Source organism: Spirochaetota bacterium (genome assembly GCA_040756435.1).
In the GTDB taxonomy this organism is placed as follows: Bacteria; Spirochaetota; UBA4802; order UBA4802; family UB4802; genus UBA4802.
Genome location: JBFLZD010000045.1, coordinates 1 through 19,361 on the forward strand (window position 1 = coordinate 1; position 19,361 = coordinate 19,361).

General features: G+C 38.4%; 20 protein-coding genes. 10 read left to right on the forward strand and 10 right to left on the reverse strand.

Annotated elements, in window-relative coordinates; translation table 11 throughout:
• Window positions 1–168: 168 nt before the first annotated feature.
• Window positions 169–1,038, forward strand: coding sequence for a porin OmpL1 (locus AB1444_12160; protein MEW6527403.1), 870 nt, complete (start codon window positions 169–171; stop codon window positions 1,036–1,038).
• A 621-nt stretch (window positions 1,039–1,659) separates the two neighbouring features.
• Here the strand turns inward: AB1444_12160 and AB1444_12165 are convergent.
• Complete coding sequence (locus tag AB1444_12165) at window positions 1,660–2,850, reverse strand: outer membrane protein transport protein (protein MEW6527404.1); 1,191 nt, start codon at window positions 2,848–2,850, stop codon at window positions 1,660–1,662.
• 701 nt (window positions 2,851–3,551) lie between these two features.
• On the opposite strand from AB1444_12165, the gene AB1444_12170 reads away from it, so the two are divergent.
• Window positions 3,552–3,959: a hypothetical protein gene (locus tag AB1444_12170; protein MEW6527405.1), complete on the forward strand. Its 408-nt coding sequence runs from the start codon at window positions 3,552–3,554 to the stop codon at window positions 3,957–3,959.
• A 429-nt stretch (window positions 3,960–4,388) separates the two neighbouring features.
• Window positions 4,389–4,844 (forward strand): nucleoside deaminase, encoded by a 456-nt coding sequence (locus tag AB1444_12175; protein ID MEW6527406.1) that lies wholly within the window; start codon window positions 4,389–4,391, stop codon window positions 4,842–4,844.
• Here AB1444_12175 and AB1444_12180 read toward each other — a convergent pair whose 3' ends face one another.
• From AB1444_12180 to AB1444_12190, 3 genes are all read right to left on the reverse strand, one after another.
• Window positions 4,845–5,837, reverse strand: a complete 993-nt coding sequence (locus tag AB1444_12180) for a sensor domain-containing diguanylate cyclase (protein ID MEW6527407.1) — start codon at window positions 5,835–5,837, stop codon at window positions 4,845–4,847.
• A gap of 108 nt (window positions 5,838–5,945) precedes the next feature.
• Window positions 5,946–7,256, reverse strand: a complete 1,311-nt coding sequence (locus AB1444_12185) for an ATP-dependent 6-phosphofructokinase (protein ID MEW6527408.1) — start codon at window positions 7,254–7,256, stop codon at window positions 5,946–5,948.
• 157 nt (window positions 7,257–7,413) lie between these two features.
• Window positions 7,414–7,890, reverse strand: coding sequence for a hypothetical protein (locus AB1444_12190; protein ID MEW6527409.1), 477 nt, complete (start codon window positions 7,888–7,890; stop codon window positions 7,414–7,416).
• Between the two features lie 500 nt (window positions 7,891–8,390).
• Between AB1444_12190 and AB1444_12195 the strand changes: the two genes are divergently transcribed.
• The gene (locus tag AB1444_12195) at window positions 8,391–9,377 is read left to right on the forward strand and encodes a FecR domain-containing protein (GenBank protein MEW6527410.1); all 987 of its coding nucleotides are present in this window, start codon (window positions 8,391–8,393) and stop codon (window positions 9,375–9,377) included.
• Window positions 9,378–9,429: 52 nt separating this feature from the next.
• The gene (locus AB1444_12200) at window positions 9,430–10,200 is read left to right on the forward strand and encodes an ATP-binding cassette domain-containing protein (protein ID MEW6527411.1); all 771 of its coding nucleotides are present in this window, start codon (window positions 9,430–9,432) and stop codon (window positions 10,198–10,200) included.
• A 40-nt stretch (window positions 10,201–10,240) separates the two neighbouring features.
• Here the strand turns inward: AB1444_12200 and trxA are convergent, their stop codons facing one another.
• Complete coding sequence (trxA, locus tag AB1444_12205) at window positions 10,241–10,552, reverse strand: thioredoxin (GenBank protein MEW6527412.1); 312 nt, start codon at window positions 10,550–10,552, stop codon at window positions 10,241–10,243.
• A gap of 407 nt (window positions 10,553–10,959) precedes the next feature.
• Between trxA and AB1444_12210 the strand changes: the two genes are divergently transcribed.
• From AB1444_12210 to AB1444_12220, 3 genes are all read left to right on the forward strand, one after another.
• Entirely contained in the window at window positions 10,960–11,904 is a 945-nt protein-coding gene (locus AB1444_12210) for a hypothetical protein (protein ID MEW6527413.1), read from the forward strand.
• 33 nt (window positions 11,905–11,937) lie between these two features.
• Complete coding sequence (locus AB1444_12215) at window positions 11,938–12,207, forward strand: cupin domain-containing protein (GenBank protein ID MEW6527414.1); 270 nt, start codon at window positions 11,938–11,940, stop codon at window positions 12,205–12,207.
• Between the two features lie 524 nt (window positions 12,208–12,731).
• Entirely contained in the window at window positions 12,732–13,262 is a 531-nt protein-coding gene (locus AB1444_12220; GenBank protein ID MEW6527415.1) for a hypothetical protein, read from the forward strand.
• A gap of 54 nt (window positions 13,263–13,316) precedes the next feature.
• Here the strand turns inward: AB1444_12220 and AB1444_12225 are convergent, their stop codons facing one another.
• The gene (locus tag AB1444_12225) at window positions 13,317–14,084 is read right to left on the reverse strand and encodes a crotonase/enoyl-CoA hydratase family protein (GenBank protein ID MEW6527416.1); all 768 of its coding nucleotides are present in this window, start codon (window positions 14,082–14,084) and stop codon (window positions 13,317–13,319) included.
• A 9-nt stretch (window positions 14,085–14,093) separates the two neighbouring features.
• A complete protein-coding gene (locus tag AB1444_12230) occupies window positions 14,094–14,858 on the reverse strand; it encodes a nitroreductase family protein (GenBank protein ID MEW6527417.1) in 765 nt (254 codons plus the stop codon).
• 536 nt (window positions 14,859–15,394) lie between these two features.
• Here AB1444_12230 and AB1444_12235 point away from each other — a divergent pair.
• Window positions 15,395–15,700, forward strand: coding sequence for a YhbY family RNA-binding protein (locus AB1444_12235; protein ID MEW6527418.1), 306 nt, complete (start codon window positions 15,395–15,397; stop codon window positions 15,698–15,700).
• A gap of 1 nt (window position 15,701) precedes the next feature.
• Here AB1444_12235 and AB1444_12240 read toward each other — a convergent pair whose 3' ends face one another.
• Both AB1444_12240 and AB1444_12245 read right to left on the reverse strand, forming a co-directional pair.
• Window positions 15,702–16,661 carry a hypothetical protein gene (locus tag AB1444_12240; protein ID MEW6527419.1) on the reverse strand — a complete coding sequence of 320 codons (960 nt, stop codon included), beginning with the start codon at window positions 16,659–16,661 and terminating at the stop codon, window positions 15,702–15,704.
• Window positions 16,658–17,512: a hypothetical protein gene (locus AB1444_12245; protein MEW6527420.1), complete on the reverse strand. Its 855-nt coding sequence runs from the start codon at window positions 17,510–17,512 to the stop codon at window positions 16,658–16,660. Before AB1444_12245 ends, AB1444_12240 begins: the two co-directional genes overlap by 4 nt.
• Window positions 17,513–17,720: 208 nt before the next feature.
• On the opposite strand from AB1444_12245, the gene AB1444_12250 reads away from it, so the two are divergent.
• Window positions 17,721–18,371: an XRE family transcriptional regulator gene (locus AB1444_12250; GenBank protein MEW6527421.1), complete on the forward strand. Its 651-nt coding sequence runs from the start codon at window positions 17,721–17,723 to the stop codon at window positions 18,369–18,371.
• A 4-nt stretch (window positions 18,372–18,375) separates the two neighbouring features.
• Here the strand turns inward: AB1444_12250 and AB1444_12255 are convergent, their stop codons facing one another.
• Complete coding sequence (locus AB1444_12255) at window positions 18,376–19,287, reverse strand: bifunctional methionine sulfoxide reductase B/A protein (protein MEW6527422.1); 912 nt, start codon at window positions 19,285–19,287, stop codon at window positions 18,376–18,378.
• Window positions 19,288–19,361: the final 74 nt, after the last annotated feature.

The window sequence follows — 19,361 nt, forward strand, 5'->3', positions numbered from 1 at the left end:
TACTATGTAATATAAAAAAAGGAGGTACGCGTTTTATCATTAGTTTGCTAAAATCAGTTAACCAAAAGCCCAAAAATGCCCTTGAATAGGGGGCTGGGAATATAAAAGACACAATGTATTGTGTCTTAATTAAAATTTTAAAAATATTTTAAAAGGAGGAGTAACAGTATGAAGAAATTCTTAGTAGTAATGTTGGCCATGGCTGTGGCACTAAGCTTTGGCAGCATGGCAATGGCAAAAGACGGACTATCCGTTGATTTAGGGTTTGCCTGGAACTTTAATGGTGCTGATATGACCAAAACTATCGTTAAAGATGGCGAAGCTGGAGCTGGAAATACTTTATTAACAGGTGATGCTATAATGGCTGAAAATGTTATGCTGTCATTGGAAAAGGTTTCAGACTTGTCAAATGGTTTGCCTGGTGCACAGACTGTTAAAGCGGACACTAATGGTGGTATGCAAGGACTTTCAACAGCATTGAGAGCAAGATATGATTTTATGAATGCTTTCTTCGTACGTTTAGGTGTTGCATATGACATGAAGGTTCTTGGTGGTGATTCTACACTAACGTTAAATAATTTTGATGCAGCTGGTATACCTACAGGTTCAAAAGTTACCCAGAAATGGGATTATAGTGCGTTGTATATACCTTTAACAATTGGAATTAATGTTCCAGTATCTGAAAAGTTTAATATTTATGCCGGTTTGGGATTAACTTATTATACTGGAGGTTGGTCAATTGAAGTAAAGGCTCCGGCAGTGTATACTGGTGTTGCTGCAGCTGGAGATGAAGATGTTGAGTTTAAAGCATCTGGAATAGGATTCAACTGGACTGTTGGTGCGAGCACATTAGTATATGAAAATCTTTCTGTATTTATTGAACTAGATGCTCAGGTTGCAGGAGGTATGAGTGATGTGCAAACACTTGACTCTGCTGGTGGTATCAATGCATTTGGGTCTAATAAAGTTGCTTATCCTGTTAATCTGAGTCAACAATTAGTACGTTTTGGTGTGTCATATTATATAATGGCACTCTAAGAATAAATAATTAATATTAAGCACAAAACGGGGTGGCAACACCCCGTTTTTTTTGTCGCAACACGGTCATCTCGATACACGATCGCTGAGTATTGCACTCCGCGCACGTATCGAAGCGCGGAACACTCGATGACCGGTTCCCACTGCACGGTCGTTGAGTGATTGCGAAGCAATCGTATCGAAACGACCGTATCGAGGCAGGACGTTGAGTAAACGGTCATCTCGATACGCGGCCGCTGAGTAGTGCGCTGTGCGCACATATCGAAGCGCGGGCACTCGATGACCGCATCTCGATACATTCCTCGCTTCGCGGCCGCTGAGTAGTGCGCGAAGCGCACATATCGAAGCGCGGGCACTCGATGACCGGTTCCCAGTGAACGGTCGTTGAGTAATGAGCGAAGCTCATGTATCGAAACGACCGCAAGACAGCACTCATAATAAAAGCCAGAAGAATTTGTATATATAAAGTATACTATACAAATTCAGTAATAAAAAAATTTTTTCTGACATTACTTAAGTGAAAGATAGCGAGTATAATTATTTTTTAAATGATATTTTTAGGATACAAAAAAGCACCCTTCCGGGTGCTTTTTTATCATAAATTATACATAAATTTTGCTACTAAAACACATAAGCAATTCCCATCTCAACCGAGTATTGAGACATCTTTGTTTCATAAGAGGAAATAAATTGAGATGCATTGCTTCCTTTTATTGATGCTTCTGGAGAATACATGCCGCCAATATTAAGTGTTAGGTTGTTGTTTACTGCTATCCCAATACCTGCGGTATAATGATATTCGGCAACTGCTGGGAATGCAACATTTTCAAAAGCTCTGTTTTTGTCCAGAGGCATTTTTCCGTAGTTAAAACCTGCACGCACAAATACCATTGGTGTCAGAGCATACTGAACGCCAACTTTATATACAATTTGATTATCCCAATTTAAGTTCCAGGGATTGGCACTACTGCTATTTTCTGTAAATTCTGGTAAATTTTTACCATTAGTATCTGACCACTGTATCCACTGAACTTCAAAAGCCAGAATAAGGCCTGAAAGAGGCATTACAGATATTCCAGCGGTAACGTTCTGCGGTTGATTAAATTCTAATTTGTCTACACCTGCATTAGTATTAAATTCAAAATCCTGGAATTTGCTTTTAGTTTCATATGCAACACCCACATGCAGCATATCAATCGGTTTAACTAGTATACCTATTGTTGCACCATAGCCAAAAGATGCTGCATTCATATGAGCTTCCTGTCCCATAGCAGTTGCTGCTGAAAATTCCATTGTTGCATACATGACATTTACCACCACACCAACAGAGATCATATCATTGATTTTGTATGATAGTCCCGGGGCAAATCGCATCTGGCTGTATGATGTACTTAAGATACTATTATACACATTATTTTCATAATCAACACCCATACCAGATACGCCGTATGCGCCAATACCAAAATTTATATTGCTACTTAAAGGTATAACTAAACCAAAAGCAGGCACAGGTGACGCACCCCTGTCAGATTCAAAAGTAGTATTTTGTTGTAAAAAAGCACCTGTCCCCTTATGTTCAACCGATGGCGTAAAGTATGTTGCACCAAAATCAATACGTCCCTTTAAATCTGCAATGCCAGCAGGATTAGTAATTATTACTGCTGCATCAAACGGGGATGCAACGCCAATACCACCCATAGAACGCTGTATAGGTCCAAATCCAATCATTCGCATACCATTAGTAGCAAATGCACTGGTAGCCAAAAACAAGAAAATGGCTACAGCTGAGAAAAGTTTAAAGCTGGTTTTCATAAAACCTCCTCTCACGAGAATAATATAAATTGATTATTATTAATTTAATAAACTGCTAATCAATTTCAACATAGCGTACAGTATTTTTAATGTCAAGAATTTTATAATATAATTAAATAAAAATTTTGTATATTTAAATTATACTTAAAAGCTTAATGTTTGATTTTTAATTATAAAAAGAATACATTGTTAATCTATGTAATGATGACATTTTTTTAATAGGTGTAAAATGACAATAACGTTTATGTGAAAAATATGAATTAAAAAATTTCTAATCATTACTTATATTTTTTGCAATCTTAGATTTATAACATAGTGTTGTATAAATTAACACAAAATAGGGTGTTAAAACTCTGTTTTTTCTATTCGCACTTAGGCGGTCGTCTCGATACGATTGCTGTCGCAATCACTCGACGACCGCGTCTCGATACGCCCTTGTGGGCTACTGGACGACCGCCAGGTGGCTGATGTTCTCGAAGCCCGGTCACAGAGTGCATGCGAAGCAATTGTATCGAAGTGACCGGATTTAACCAAACCCCCAGCGGGGGTGACAGACCAAATAATCTCCGCAGGGGATGACATTATTATGGAAGGTGACATTATTATGGAAATTTATTGTAAAAATTGCTTGAAAAAATATATATAAGCAATATGTTTAAGATGAGTAGGAGTAAAAAAAATAGAGGGAAGGTTATATTACAATGGGATTTGCAATAAAGGTATATGAGGCATTCAAAGACGATGAGGTAAAAGCAAAGGTATTGGCCGAATTTATAGAAAAGGTGGAAGAAGCAATAAACAACAATCAGGTAGCAACCCGGCAGGATTTACATGTGCAGGAACTTAAGCTTGTAAAAGAGATAGAGCTGACACGTGCGGAAATAAAAGAGGTGGAGCTTAAGCTAACAAAAGAGATAGAGCAGGTACGAGCTGAGATGAAGGAAACAGAGATGAAGCTAACAAAAGAGATAGAGCAGGTACGAGCTGAATTGAAGGTAGAAATACAACAAACAAAGGTGAGCCTGTTAAAATGGCTAATAGGGTTGTTGTTAACACAAACAATAACCATAATAGGAGTAATTATAGGGTTGTTTCAGGTGTTGAAGTAAATGATGCAAGCATTGTGTAAATTTATAACAAAGGGGCCGTCTCAAAACAAAACATGGGGAACGCAATGGCACGGGTGCAAAGTAACTGCAATGAGGTGTCTTTGGGGACTCCCCTTTTTATTTGTGACCGCATTTCGAGAAGCTCAATAACCGCATTTGACAAATCCCCGGAGGGGATGACATTATTATTGCAAAGAGAACATATTACCACCCATCAAACCCCCGGAGGGGGTGACATTATTGTAATCAAACGGTATACCACCATATAAAATCCCCAGAGGGAATGACATTATTATTGTAGAGAGAACATATTACCACCCAACCAAACCCCCGGAGGGGGTGGCATTATTATAGTATTGAAGGCCAATGTAATTTTAACCCATTTTGTTGTTGCCAACACCATTGTGTTGTATAATCCTTAAAAACAGTATGACAGATGACACGATATATATGGACATTGCCTTTGAAGAAGCAAAACTGGCGGCACATGAAGATGAAATTCCAGTGGGTGCAGTTATCGTTCAGGGTGATACAGTCATTGCCCGAGCACATAACAAAACGCGGCAATGCTCTGACCCCACGGCACATGCAGAAATATTAGCCATCAAGGACGCGGCAGGCTATTTGCACAATGAGCGTCTTACCGGCTGCAGTATGTATGTTACAAAAGAGCCGTGTGCAATGTGCGCTGGCGCTATCGTACATGCACGAATTGAAAGGCTAATTATTGGCACGCGTGATAACCGTTTTGGGGCATGTGGCACGGTGCTTACTGTGTGTGGTAGCAGTCAGTTAAACCATACACCTGAAATTGTGTTTGGGATAAAGGAAATAGAGTGTAAAAAGCTGTTACAGGATTTTTTTGGCAAACTCAGGAATAAATAACTATCCCTTTTGGTGATGAGCTTCTTCAATTAGCTCCTGGATACGGTTGCGTGTGCCAATGGCAAGCCCGTGCTGAATTGTTATTCGAAGTTCTGGATGGTCAGGCAGGGTAATATTGTTTGCTTTCTGGATGATGCGTTCCACAAGCGACTTCAAGTCAAAATAGTTGTCACAATTTATAATGGCCAAAAACATATCGCCGCCTGTACGGAATATCATGTCATTTTCCCGGAGACTGGTTTTTAAAAGCCGTGATACCTGTTTTAAAATGCGGTCACCTTCGCGGTGCCCACCAATGTTGTTGACATCATTCAAACCTTTAATGTCAAGGAGCAGTACGGCAATGATATTTGTGGTATCCTCACGGCGAAGATGCGCTGCTTCTTTGGACCATATAGTAATCAGGTCAGTAAGTTTTTTTGAGTTGAACAGGCCGGTTAATGGATCAAGCACTGTAATAGTTGTTGCCTTTTCATAAAGCAGTGAATTAGCAAAGGCGATAGCGCTGAAATCAGCTATAGTCTGTAATATTAGATAGTCGTCAGAAGAAAATATCCCCCCTTGAGCCCTGTTGATAAGTTCAATGACTCCATAGATGGTGTCACGAAATATTAACGGCACAGCCATAACGGATTTTGTGGAAAAACCAGTAATGCGGTCAATTTTGTCACTGAAGCGGGTATCAATGCTGGTGTCGGGCACAAAGACGGGTTTTTTAGTTTCCACTACATACCCTGCAACCCCTTCGCCTTTTTTAAGGCGAATGTTTTTCACACTGTCAAAGTCAATGCCATGTGAAATGACAAAGTATAATTCCTCAGAATTAGGATCGTAGCGTAGCAGGCTCCAGTTTTGTGGCGCAAAGTAGGTATGCACTTCTTCCATAATACCTTCAAGGATATGTTCAAGTTCAAGTGATGAAACGATAAGCTTCCCTACATTTGCATACAGTTGCTTTATTCTATACAGTTGATCCATATCATTAGTAGTCATATCGCAAAATTGATTGTATTCGAATTATTTGTAATTTTCGTGTGAAAAATAAAATATTTAGGTAAATAATGCAAATAAAAAAACAGTAGCTTTGTATTTTTATAATCATTATTGCGGTGAATAAAAATCGGGCTGACAGGTGCTCTGCTTCACCATTGACCAAAGGTAACCATTGGGGTCAATGCGCTTTCGTTTTTTAGTAACCAACGACAAAGGAATATAGGTATAATATGAGTGCCAGCTTCCTACCACAAAACCGGTTTTCCCTGCCATGGCGCCATGCACAGCGTTCTGTGCAAGCATGATGCAGTATACTGCATCATCGCTTGATGCAGGAACACTTCGCACTAAATAGCTTGTGTCAATATATTTTATAGTTACCGGGATTTGTCGTTGTTTGCAGTATTCAGTAATTTTATCTTTTAAAAGAAGTCCAATATCGCCATATTTGATATTTCCTGAAGCATCAGTCTCCTTTGGTCTGGTGAAGTACTCCTGACCGGCACCTTCAGAAACAACAATGACAGCATGAGATGCAGCATACAGGCGCTTTTCCAAGTGCGTTAAAAAACCATATGGCCCCTCTAAGTCAAAGTGAACTTCCGGTACAAGGCAGTAGTTGACCTCATTTGAAGCTAAGGTAACGTATGCTGCAATGTATCCTGCATCGCGCCCCATGACGCGCACAATACCAATGCCATTTTTTGCACCAATGGCTTCAGAATGAGCAGCATAAATAGCCTGTGCAGCAGTGGACACTGCGGTAGAGAATCCAAAGGTTTTATCTACAAACCATATATCGTTATCGATAGTTTTTGGGATGCCAACTATCGCAATGGGAAGCTTTTGCCGTTTAACCTCCTGATAAATATCATACGCACCGCGCAATGAACCATCACCGCCAATGATAAACAATATGTTGATACCATGTTCTATCAGCGTGGCAACTATCTCCTTTTCATCCTGATGTCCACGTGAAGAACCTAACACCGTGCCGCCCTTTTCATGGAGGTCATGGACAAATGCAGGGGTAAGTTCAATAAAAGAATGGCCATAGCGCTTAACCAGGCCTTCAAATCCATACCGCACGCCATAAATTGTTTTAACACCGTACTGGAAATTAAGCATGCGCACAATTCCCTGAATGACGTTATTTATTCCAGGGCAAAGCCCTCCGCAGGTGACAATGGCTGCTTTGGTAGTTTCGGGATTGAAAAATATTTTTTTACGTGGCCCTGCATTTTCAAATGAGGCGATAGTTCCTGTGTTACGAAACGATTGCTCTAACAGGTGAGCTTCAATGTCAATGGCAATGCGCTGTGAGTCATCAATAAACTTTGATATTTTTAAAGGGGATGTATAAATACATTCACCCAATGAATCAATTTTAGTGTCATTGATTGAAATTTGTTCATTCATAACAGTCAATCTGATATTTTGTATATTTTATCAATACCAAATATATCAAAAAATTTTAATGATGCAGGATATTTTTGATTTTTATAAAGTCAATTGAAAAAAATCTGATACTGTTATATATGCTTGAATTATGGCTATTTTTCTCAAATATTTCAATTTAGGGAGTTTTACTTTTTGTTTTTTGTATTATTTCGGGGTGTATTCCCCAGTAAAATTTTCCAGTTTGGATATTTTCTTCTCTATAAAATTCAAAACAATAGTTCCTGTACCGATAACTATCGGTATAATAATCTTCTTCCACAATTTTACTATCTAAAAAACGCAAAAACTCATCTAATATATTGTTAAGACAATATTCAATAACCCTAGCCAAAGACATCTTCCACACCTTACGTATATCCATAAAAAATTCATATTCGTCAGCAAAAAGCATTAAATGAAGTCGTTTCCAGGTTGTTCCGCGATTTCTATATGTAAGACGTTTAAATGTTGTGGGTGGCATCAAATCTATTTCAGCAGCAAAACCAATCAGGGTTGATAAAAACGATCGCATAGACATACCATATTGTTGTGATAGTGATTGAATAAGCTCGTAATGTTCAAAAGAAAGGCAGGTTGTGGTTTCAATTTCCATCGTATTCCTCCGAAATTATCTCTGTATTCTTTTTAAAAAATATACTACTAAAAAATAGGATAAAACGCAAGCATTATTTATGAAAAATTTTTCATAATTGCGGGTACGCCTCAAAACCGCTTTCATCGTTATGGATGCAATAAAATAAAAAGAAAGCGGTTTTATCATATATAATGTACTCCGCAAGGGAACATCCAAAAAAAGTTTACTAGTAACTATCTCGTACTCAATACTGCAATATATATGATTTTATTGGAGTATTATTTTTTTTCTTTACACTTTTTACATTTTATGTAGTACTATATATGCCTTTATGATGAGATAGAAAAACTCTTGCTTTACTATTACAATAGCTTATCTCATAAAAAGATGGAACCCTGTGTTGTAAGTATTTTAATATTTAGAAAAAGGGGTAAGATAGAAAATTTTTACGAATCGATAGTTTCATCTAATAAGGTTGCAGGCAGCAATAGTAATATTAATAAGAATGGAGTTTAATTATGAGAAAACTTAAATTATTACTAATAGTATGTGTAAGTTTGGTATTTTTCTTTTCCTGCACCAAAGAAACCAAGCAGGAATTATTAAAAATTCAGTCAATTTTTGGTGATGTAACTGTACAGATGCAGGATACTACCCGCGTGCCAGAAATTGGCCAGATAGTATCCTTGAATGATGTTGTTATTACAGGAAAAGGGGCAATTGTTGATTTGATTTATCGCAATGCTGGTATAATCAGAATAAATGAAAATACAACTGTTAAGATTGAATCCCTGATGAAAGGGGATAATGATGATGTTGTTCTTACTGTAGATACAGGCAAGACATTTGCTACCTTAGGGAAGTTGAAGAAAGGTGATAATTTTGCCTTCAAATCAAAAACGGTGATAGCTGCTGTTCGTGGGACATCGTTCAGGATGGTTGCAAGCAAAGAAGGTGCCAGCGTTGATGTTGTTACCGGTAAAGTAATGGTTAAGCCTGTTAGCAATAATACAGTGGTGGAGGATGTTGAAGTAGTAGTTGAGGAAAACCAGACAGTTGCGCTGGATACCAAAACAGTTGAAACCATAGTGCAAAAAATTGAAGAACAGAAAGCACAAATACCCAAGCAGGATGCACAGAAAATAGTTGAAGAAATAAAAGAAACCATCAAGCCCGTTGAAACTCCAAAGGAAACAATAAAAGAAATAAAGCAGGAAGTAAAAGATATTCCCGTCGTTGCTGTAGTCCATGAAGAAGTAAAGCAGGAAATAAGCAAGGTGGTTGAAGAGGATAAAGAAGCCAAAAAACGTGAGGAAGAAGAAAAATTAAAGAAAGAAAAAGCTGAAAAAGCAATGCAATTGAAACTGGAAAAAGAGCGCCAGGAAAAAATGATGGCACAAAAATTAGAACAGGAAAGGCTTGAGAAAGAAAAGGCAAAGCGTGAAAAAGAAGCCAAAGAACAGAAGATAAAAGAGGATAGAGTAAAAAATATCCCAACGCTTTAAAACAATAGTAAATATTTAGAAGCTCCATAGATTATATGCTAATTCATATACTATGGAGCTTTTACATTTACATAACGTATCGCTGTGGCGCAATTCCGTTACCATTCTGAAAAACATTAATCTTACTATCAACCGTGGGGAACAGTGGGCTGTGCTTGGCCCCAATGGTTCGGGAAAATCGTTTTTGATGAATATTATCGCCACACTGGTATTCCCTTCCGAGGGCGATGTAGTTATTGCAGGAAAGAAATTGGGTGAAGTCAATGTGTGGGATGTTCGCAAGCATATTGGCATCGTAAGCGATTATCTGCAATATGCTTATCCTGCAACGACTAAAGCAGTTGAGGTTGTGGCATCAGGTTTTTATAGCAGTTTAGGGTTATATCAGGAACTATCGCCCACCATATTACAAAAAGCTGAAAACATTTTAAAAACACTGGGACTGGTGCACTATGCACAAACGCCCTTTGGCAAACTTTCGTATGGTGAGCAGAAGCGCGTGTTGATTGGCAGAGCTATTGTATATGACCCCGATATTCTCATTTTAGATGAGCCATGTAATGGGCTTGATATCCGCTCGCGCGAGGAGTTTCTCCATAAACTTACTGACCTTGTTGTTATGAATAAACACATTATATATGTAACACATCATGTTGACGAGATTATGCCGTGGATTAACCGTGTGATGCTTCTTGCAAATGGGCAGTGTGTGTATGCAGGTGATCGCGGGGTGCTTGAGGATGAAGTACTTTTAAGCAAGGTTATGGGCTACCCGCTTGGGATTTTTCATCATAATTCAAGGGCTTACTGGTATATAAAATAAACGGCTGGTTTGCGCCAGCCGTTTGAAAGGGTGGAGTGGGTTATTGGAGCCTGCGTTTGAGGACTTCTTCAGGCTGTACGCCAATCATACGGTCAATTTCTTTACCGTTTTCAAATAATATCAATGTTGGTATGGCGCTTATGCCAAATTTACGTGCTATACCGGGATTAACATCAGTATTGCACTTTACGATTTTTGCATTAATTCCATTGGATGCTAATTTTTCAAGTATTGGTGTTTGTAATCTGCATGGGCCACACCATGGTGCCCAGAAATCAACAAGAACTTTTCCCTGCGATTGTAACACTGCAGCATCAAATGTAGCATCACTTACTTCCTGAATGTTTGCCATCAGTATCTTCCTCCGTAATAAAATATCTATTAAGAATATAATAAAATACTTAAATATCGGCAACAAAAATTCCACCAGCTCTTAAAAAATTTTGGTCGATAGTTACTGGATAAGGGGTCAGAGCATAAGTATACAATAACTAGGTGGTAAAAATAATTGATCTGGTTTGTACCAAAAAATAGTTGCGATAGTTATCGGTTTACGAAATAATGAAGGGGTCAGAGCATAATATTTGCGATAGTTATCGGTTAAAGGAAAAATGTGTGATGACGCAAGAGTAATAAGCAGGTAGAATTTACAATGGTAATGGAATATTTTAGTTGAAAATTATTATTTACATTTATATAGTATTATATATGACTGATAAAAATACATCAAAGAAAAACATAAAAAAGAAGGAGATTGGTATGCCAGGATCACGAAGTGTGTTGTCACCTGAGGTAAAGCGTCAGATTGTTACCCTTATTGACAAACGAATTAAAGAAGCCCATGTCACAAAAGAAGACTTTTCTGAGTTAAAGTCCATTGTGAAAGAAATTGCCATAGCTCAAAGTGAATTGGTAGATGCTCAGAAACGCACAGAACAAAAGGTTGCTGAACTGATAGAAGCGCAAAAGCGTACAGAAGAAAGAATAGCTGAACTAACCGAAGCACAGAAGCGGACAGATGAAAGGATAGCCGAACTAAGCGAAGCGCAGAAACGAACAGAACAAAGAGTTGATGCATTATCGCAAAAAGTGGAGCAATTAGCTGAAGCGCAAAAGCGTACAGAAGAAAGGATAGCTGAGCTAACCGAAGCACAGAAGCGGACAGACGAGAGGATAGCTGAGCTAACCGAAGCACAGAAACGAACAGAACAAAGGGTTGATGCATTATCACAAAAAATGGAGCAATTAGCTGAAGCCCAAAGAAAAACCGAAGTTGAGCTTGCAAAACTTGCTATAGAATTTAAAGAGGTAAAAATTGAATTAGGCGGGTTGTCCAGAAGTTTTAGCTATGCATTTGAAAACGAAGCATACAGAAATCTACCAAAGGTTTTAAAGGAAAAATATGGCTTTGAAATAATAGAGCAAATCCTTCGCGCTGATATAGGTGGTAAAGAGATAAACTTCTTTGGCAAAGCACGTAAGGACAATTTTGAATTATATATAGTAGGTGAATCAAAGTTGCGGATTGAATCTGACTGGAGAATGGATGTATTTTCCGAGCTTGAGGAAAAAGTTGCAGCAGTTAAATCTGAGTATGGCGATATTCCAATAGTACAGCTTTTGGTAACCCACTATGCAAAAAAAAGTTTTATAGATGAAGCACTGAAGCGTGGTGTAATAATAGTACAAAGCTTTGAATGGTAATTGCATACACTGTTTCAAATGGAGTTAGTATCTATGAAAGTAACTGTTGAAAAAATAAACCAGGAAGATTTAAAGAAGCAAGGTGTGTTTTCATGGCCGGTGTGGGAAAAAGAAATTTCTGATTTTGACTGGTACTATGATACCACCGAGCAGTTTTATGTACTGGAAGGTGAGGTTGAGGTAGAAACCGAGGATGGCCAGAAAATTGTATTTGGCCCTGGAGATTTTGTTACATTCCCCAAAGGTGTAAAATGCCGGTGGCATGTAAAAAAGCCAATACGCAAGCATTATAATTTTAAGTAATGAATGCTCAGTGTCATTGTTGGTACTGAAAGGGAGTGGCAATGACTGTACCCTTAATGTCATCCTGATTATATTGCGATAAAAAATGACATGAATGAGATTTCCACGAGACCGTCTCAATACAAGTCGTGGTGTTCGAAATGACACGCGTCTGCAAAGTCATTGCAGCGTAGCGCCTGTGCTGAGTACTTCGACAAGCTCAGTAACCGCCTGTCGAAGCGCTTGCCCTGAGCTTGTCGAAGCAAAGCAATCTCAATGTCCCAGAGGATGAGATTGCCACGCGCCTGCAGCGCTCGCAATGACTGGATTGGCCGATGTGTCATTGCGAACGAAGTGAAGCAATCTCAATGTCCCAGAAGATGAGATTGCCATGCACCTGCGGCACTCGCAACTATGGGGTTGCTTCGTCTCTTTACTCTTTGCAATGACATAAGGGCAAAAGTCATTACAAAGAGGTGTTTTTTGTGACACCCCCTGGCAATGACGGCAATGAAACGTCACTTTTCAAAGGAGGATAATTAATAATGAAAAAAATTAGTATTTGTGTAACTATCGCCGTTATTGGTATTTTTATTGTATCATGTGCTTCTACAGAAAAAAAGGTGGGCTGCATTGAAGGGAAATGCGATGAAGGCTATGGGGTTTATGTATGGGAAGATGGCTCTAAATATGCTGGCAGTTTTAAGGCCGGCAAATTCAATGGGCAGGGAACGTTTACCTGGCCGGATGGTCGTGTGTATACAGGGATTTATGTTGATGGCAAACGACAGGGATATGGAGTAATGTCATGGCCTGATGGAAGTGTATACAAAGGCCAATTTGCCAATGATGATATTACCGGTAATGGTACGTACAAATATGCTGATGGCAAAGTATATACTGGACCAATGGTAAAAGGAAAAGCTAATGGCAAAGGAGTACTTGAATGGCCTGATGGTACCCGCTATGAAGGTGAGTTTATTGATAACAGAATGGAAGGGCAGGGAATGATTATGTATCCTGATGGCCGAACGTTAAAAGGGCGATTTGTTAATGGCATACTGGTAAATGAATAATATAACTTTCCATAGTACTTGAATAACAATAGTATACATAAACAAATGCGTATGCTATGAAAGTTTTTTGCCTTTATCGGCTGCAAATTTTCGTGCACCTTCTAGCGTTTCACCGCTACGAATAACATCAGTGCCCGTGGCAAATTCCATTTCCATTGCATCGGTTAAAGGCATATTGAATCCTTTATATACGCACATCCTGTCACTGCGTAAACAATTTTGTGGGAATGATGCAATTTTCTGTGCTAATGCTAACGCTTCTTTTTTTATATCGCCTTTGACAAGGTAATTTACTAGTCCAAACTGATAAGCCTCTTCAGCATTAATTTCCCTTCCAGTTATTATAAGGTCAAGTGCTCTGCTTAACCCAATAAGCCGTGGTAAGCGTTGTGTGCCGCCATCAATTAAGGGAACCCCAAACCTGCGGCAAAATACCCCAAACTTTGCGGTTGCATCAGCCATACGAATGTCACACCAGCAGGCAAGTTCAAGACCACCAGCCACCGCATACCCTGATATGGCTGCAATTACCGGCTTGGATAAAAGCATTCGTGTAGGGCCAAGGGGACCGTCATCTTTCATATCGGGATTAAGCTTATTTTTCCTGTGGCCATCCTCGGCAATGGCAAGTAAATCAGCACCTGCACAAAAATTGCCATCTGCCCCGGTAAGTATTGCCACCTTTACATTGTCATCAGCATCAAATTTCCTGAATGCTTCAGTTAATTCTTCAGCGGTAGGGCGGTCAATAGCATTTCTCACTTCCGGTCTATTAATGGTTATGATGAGTATATCGTTTACTATCTCCTGTACTATGTTCATAAAGTTACCCTATACCTTTTTTAAAAATCTGCTTTCATCAAAGCGAATGCGTGGTCCATACACTCCACCCACTGCACGCTTGCCTGCTGAAATAACCATCACAACTATGGCATCTTTGGGAAGATTTAAAATCTTTTTTATGCGTTTTGAGTCATAGCCTTCCATGGGGCATGAGTCATATCCGTATGCTCTGAGTGAAAGCATGAGGTTTTCGCATGCCAGTGCGGTAGATTTAACTGCCCATATCTTAATATGACACTTTGATACCGGTTCACGTATTATTGGTGTTGAAAGTCCACGGATAAAGAATAGCAAACGTTTTACTATGCCCCAGATGCCTAAAAATCCCTGGTTGTATACAAAAGGAACAAGTTTTTTATAATATGAGATAGCAGCCTTTGGAACATTGCCAACTGATTCAAAAAGCTTTACCATTTCCTGTGCATGCTGCCGCCAGGTGTTTGTACGTGCTACAGCTACAAATAATGTGGCAGCACTTTTGGCAGCAATCTGCCCCAGGCAGGCTTCGTTCAGTTGCTGGCGTATGACAGGATCAACGATGTGATATATTTCCCATGGCTGAAGGTTTGACGAATTGGGGGCAAGCAAAGCGTTGTGCAGGCACTGCTGTATAATTTTTTCCGGTATTGGTTCTTTTTCATAAATACGGACAGACCTTCGGGAATCGATAACTTTTTGAAATTCTTTTGCATCAATCTTTGGTGTCTTTTCGTGATATGTATAACCAGGGTCATCAGTTAATATGTTTGCCATAGTGTTCTCCTTTTATAAAGAATTGTTATTGCCATTTTGAATTATGATTTATTGCGATAGATAATTAAATAAGATTTCTCCTTGCTTCGTTCGTCGAAATGACAGAATGTCAATGCCATTTCGTGAATTACTCTTGTTATTTCGAACATAGCGAGAAATCTTTGTTTTATATGGTAAGATTTCTCCTCACTTTGTTCGTCGAAATGACAGAAAGAGCTTCGTTCGTTGAAATGACAGAAATAACTTTGATTGGAAAAATGACAGGGTAAAAAAGCCTGCATACTATTATAAGGTAAATAGATTGGTAAAACGACATATAATAGTTTCATCAGTTTGTGTGAATGCACGGATGCCATGGGCAACTCACTTTAAAATAGACTTTACAGCAAATTAATAAAAAATTATTGCAATAAAATGATAATTAATTTTATTTGCAAAAAGGCTATCATATTTATATATTAATGTCAATTACAAAAAAATAAATGCGGTGTGAATGGATTGTGCACTATTAATTTTTTTTTATACCAGAGGATTGTATGAACAGCATTCCCCGCAAAAAGATTAAATATTTAAAAGCCTGTGCCCATGGTATGAAACCAGTTGTGTTGATAGGTAAAAATGGGTTGTCTCAGGCTGTACTGAATGCCATTGATGAAGTGTTGCTCAGTCACGAACTTATCAAGATCAAATTTATTGACTGCAAGGAAGAGCGCCGTGAACTGGCACAGCAAATAGTTGAAAAGACAGGAAGCAGTCTGGTCACAATGATTGGTAACGTGTTAATTATCTACCGCCAGCATCCGGAAGCGGAAAAGCGCCAGTATGAACTTGCAGCAATGTAGTTTATTTGTATTTAAATGTATAAATCTGTCTTCCTTCAAACGGTTTTGTCTTTAAAAATAGCTTTTTTGTTCTTTCATTAAGGAAGATATACACATCTTCGGTAATAAACAAACCATCTTCACCTGTGTATTTTTGGCCTAAATGGAATAACGAATTAATACAATCAGAAATTATGGTACCAGTTTTGCCGCGTGGCTGGTATACCGTGTTACCAATATGCATGGCTATGCGGTACCGTATAATTTGATTGAAAACAGTATGTTCCAGTGAAATGATAAGACGGTTAAGGATAAGGCGGATTGCATGATAAATTGATGGCACAGTTGTGCCGTTAAAGGGAAAAATAAACAATCCGGTTGCATCCATCCACATCCAGCATTGCCCATCAACCTGATAGAGCAGTTCCTCTACATACTTACGAAAAGAAAATATTTTCTGGTTTAAATGCTCTGAGCCAATGTGTTTTTTTAATTCGCCAATATCCAGTATTTCAATAAACAAAAAGCAGAATGTATATTCATTGTCAGGCACAATCCCTTTCCAGGAATCTTTTGCTATTATATAATTATGTACAGTTTGTGCTTTTGGGATAATTCCTTTTAATTTCATTATGGCCTGGATGCGTTTTTCAGGCAGTGGTTTGATAAGCATGTCTTTATTAAGATAATCACAGGCATTATTATGAAAAAACCAGGCTATATCAGTAAAACTGTTTTTAAGGTCAATAATTGCAAAGTAGTTGCCACCTGCATTAAACTTTTTAATTTGCTTTTCAGCATCAACTTTTTTTGTACCGGTTATATCCAGGTAGTAAATGGTATTTTTATCCAGTGGTTGTATTTTTTTGGATTCGGTATAATCAACAAAGGCAGTTGAAAATTTTTTGGATTTTATAATTGCTGCAAATGCCTTCTGTAAAACTGGCAGGTTTTTTTTCTGATATATAATTATGATATTCATGGAGTAGCCCACTGTATTGTATAAATATAATGCACTGCATTGCCACTTCTGGTAGTTGTGAACTTGTTTGCAATTTCAGCATGAAGGGAAGCATAAATTGAATTGGTGATGGTTATTGAATTAAGTGGAGTATGTTTGGATTCAAGCTCCAGTATCTTTGTTACCAGTTCGGTTTTTTTCAGCTCTTCAGGTGAATGTTTGTAGGTGCAATATCCAGTATCAATGGCTACCCGTATATTGATGGGTTCAGGTAATTGTGATTCAATATAATTAAATAAAAATAACTCATGAAAAATCTCAATGGCGGAACATACTGCTGACATGTTCCTGTTACCTAAGATAAAAGCAGCAATGCAACCATCACCTTCCCAGTTCCATACACGCCCGTTTCGTTGTTCAACTGTTGCAGTAACTATCGACCGCAAACTATTATATGTTTGGGTAATTAATGGCGATTCATATTTACGGACAAGCTGGGTGTTTGCTGCAATGTCCAGTCGAAGCAATGTAACAATATATTCTTCATCTTCCTCAAGGACGCCCCAGTTTGGGGTTTTTCTGGCTTTTGCGTTTTCAATAAAAATACGGTTATTTTTATCATAGATAAACCCTAAATTTATTATTTCACCAACTATTTCATGCAGATGAGCTATAGGGTAGCGCCGCCCCATTATGCCGTATTCCTGTGCTTCCATGAGAGCATGTACCAGCTTAAAAAAGAGCTTTGATTCGCTGAAATCACGTACAATCTGCGCAGCTGCATCTTTGTTAGGGATAGGGATGCTTTCGGAAAAGCCCATGATTGAATGGAGGTTATAGTTGGGAATGATACTTTTGACAATACGTTCCATGGTATGGACATCCATGGATTTGGTGAGAGCTTTTTCCGTTATCGATAAAATGGAGTAAGGAATTTTCATGATATGATGATACTATGGGGCTACACAAATTTGTCAAAAAAAATTTCTTGTAAAATAATTTTTTATCTGATAGAAGATATTTTTCAGGATATACTATATTTGTCCTAATGAGTGGAATATATATTTTAAGGAAAGTACCATGGGCTCTTATTCTTCGTATGATATTCCTGAAGCAGACAGTGGCGAAGTATTTCAGCGGTTTACAGAATATTTTAAAAATAAAGATATCCCGGCTAATGCATCACTCAGCGACAAATTAAAGCAATTTAGAGTACAGAATAATTTAAGTTACCAGCAGCTTGCTGCCATAACCGGTATCACCAGTGAGCTCTTGCAAAAAATAGAAGAACGTCATGTGTATCCTTCATTAAAAATAATTCACCAGCTTACCCGCTCATTGCAAAAGGCAAAGGCTGTTGCAGGTAGTCCCGTTGAATGGGGATATACAGTTATAAAGAAAGATGAAATCATACAGTCAAAAAATGAAAGACCAAAAGATCACAGTCATACCGGAATTCTTACCCATTCTGCTGCAACCGTAAATGAGGCAGCTATAGTAAAAGCATACATTATTACCTTAGAAGGCAATTATACAAAAAAAGATTTTTCCATTCATAACGGTGAAGAATTCATTCATGTGAAAAAAGGTGCAATAAAGATAACATTGGGTGCCAATGATGTCACATTACAGCAGGGTGACAGTATCTATTTTCTATCGCTTATCCCGCATAAAATTGAAAATATTGCCTCACATGAATCAATCATTCATGTCATAGTGTATCAGGAATAAATAATCAGAACTCATGGATTTTATTTAAATTTATGTGGCAGTATCCTCCCGGATTTTTTGTAAGATAGTCCTGATGATATTCTTCAGCTTTATAGAAATTTTTAGCTTTTGTAATTTCAGTGGTTACGGCAATTCCTTTTGCTTTCAGCTTGCTCACTATTTCATCAATTGTGTGCTTCTGCTTATCGCTTATAAAAAAAATTGCTGAACGGTACTGTGAGCCAATATCCGGTCCCTGACGGTTTGGTGTGGAGGGATTGTGAATGGCGTAAAAATGCTTTAAAATTTTTTCCAACGTAATAATGGTAGGGTCAAATGTTACCAGTACTGTTTCAGCATGGCCAGTTGTACCGCTGCACACAGCTTTGTAATCAGGGTTTTGTGTGGTTCCACCGCTGTAGCCAACGGCAGTATCAATAACACCTTCAACTTTTTTAAAGTACGCCTCCACTCCCCAGAAACAACCACCACCAAGGATGACCTGTTCAAATGGAAGTTGAGTTCCTTCAAAAAGATACATGTAATCTAAATAGCCTTCCTCAATCATCTTTTCAACAGGAATAAAGCGTAGTGATGCAGAATTAATGCAGTAGCGCAGTCCCGTTGGTGCAGGACCATCGTCAAACACATGACCTAAGTGCCCGTCGGAGCTTTTACTGCGCACTTCGGTTCGTATCATACCATGTGAGGTGTCAGAGCGCTCAAGTACTGCATCAGGATGTACCGGTTGTGTAAAGCTTGGCCAGCCTGTGCCCGAGTCAAATTTATTGGTTGAGGAAAAAAGCACTGCGCCGGTAACAATGTCAACGTAAATGCCGTGCTTTTTATTGTTCCAGTACTCATTGTTAAACGGGGGCTCGGTGCCGCATTGTCTGAATACATAATATTGTTGTGGTGTTAAATTTTCGTTTTTCATGGGTTGTTCCTTGTAATGAAAGTTACAGCTTACTATAAGTACTATAAAAATCAGTATGCGTTTCATGGTAGTAC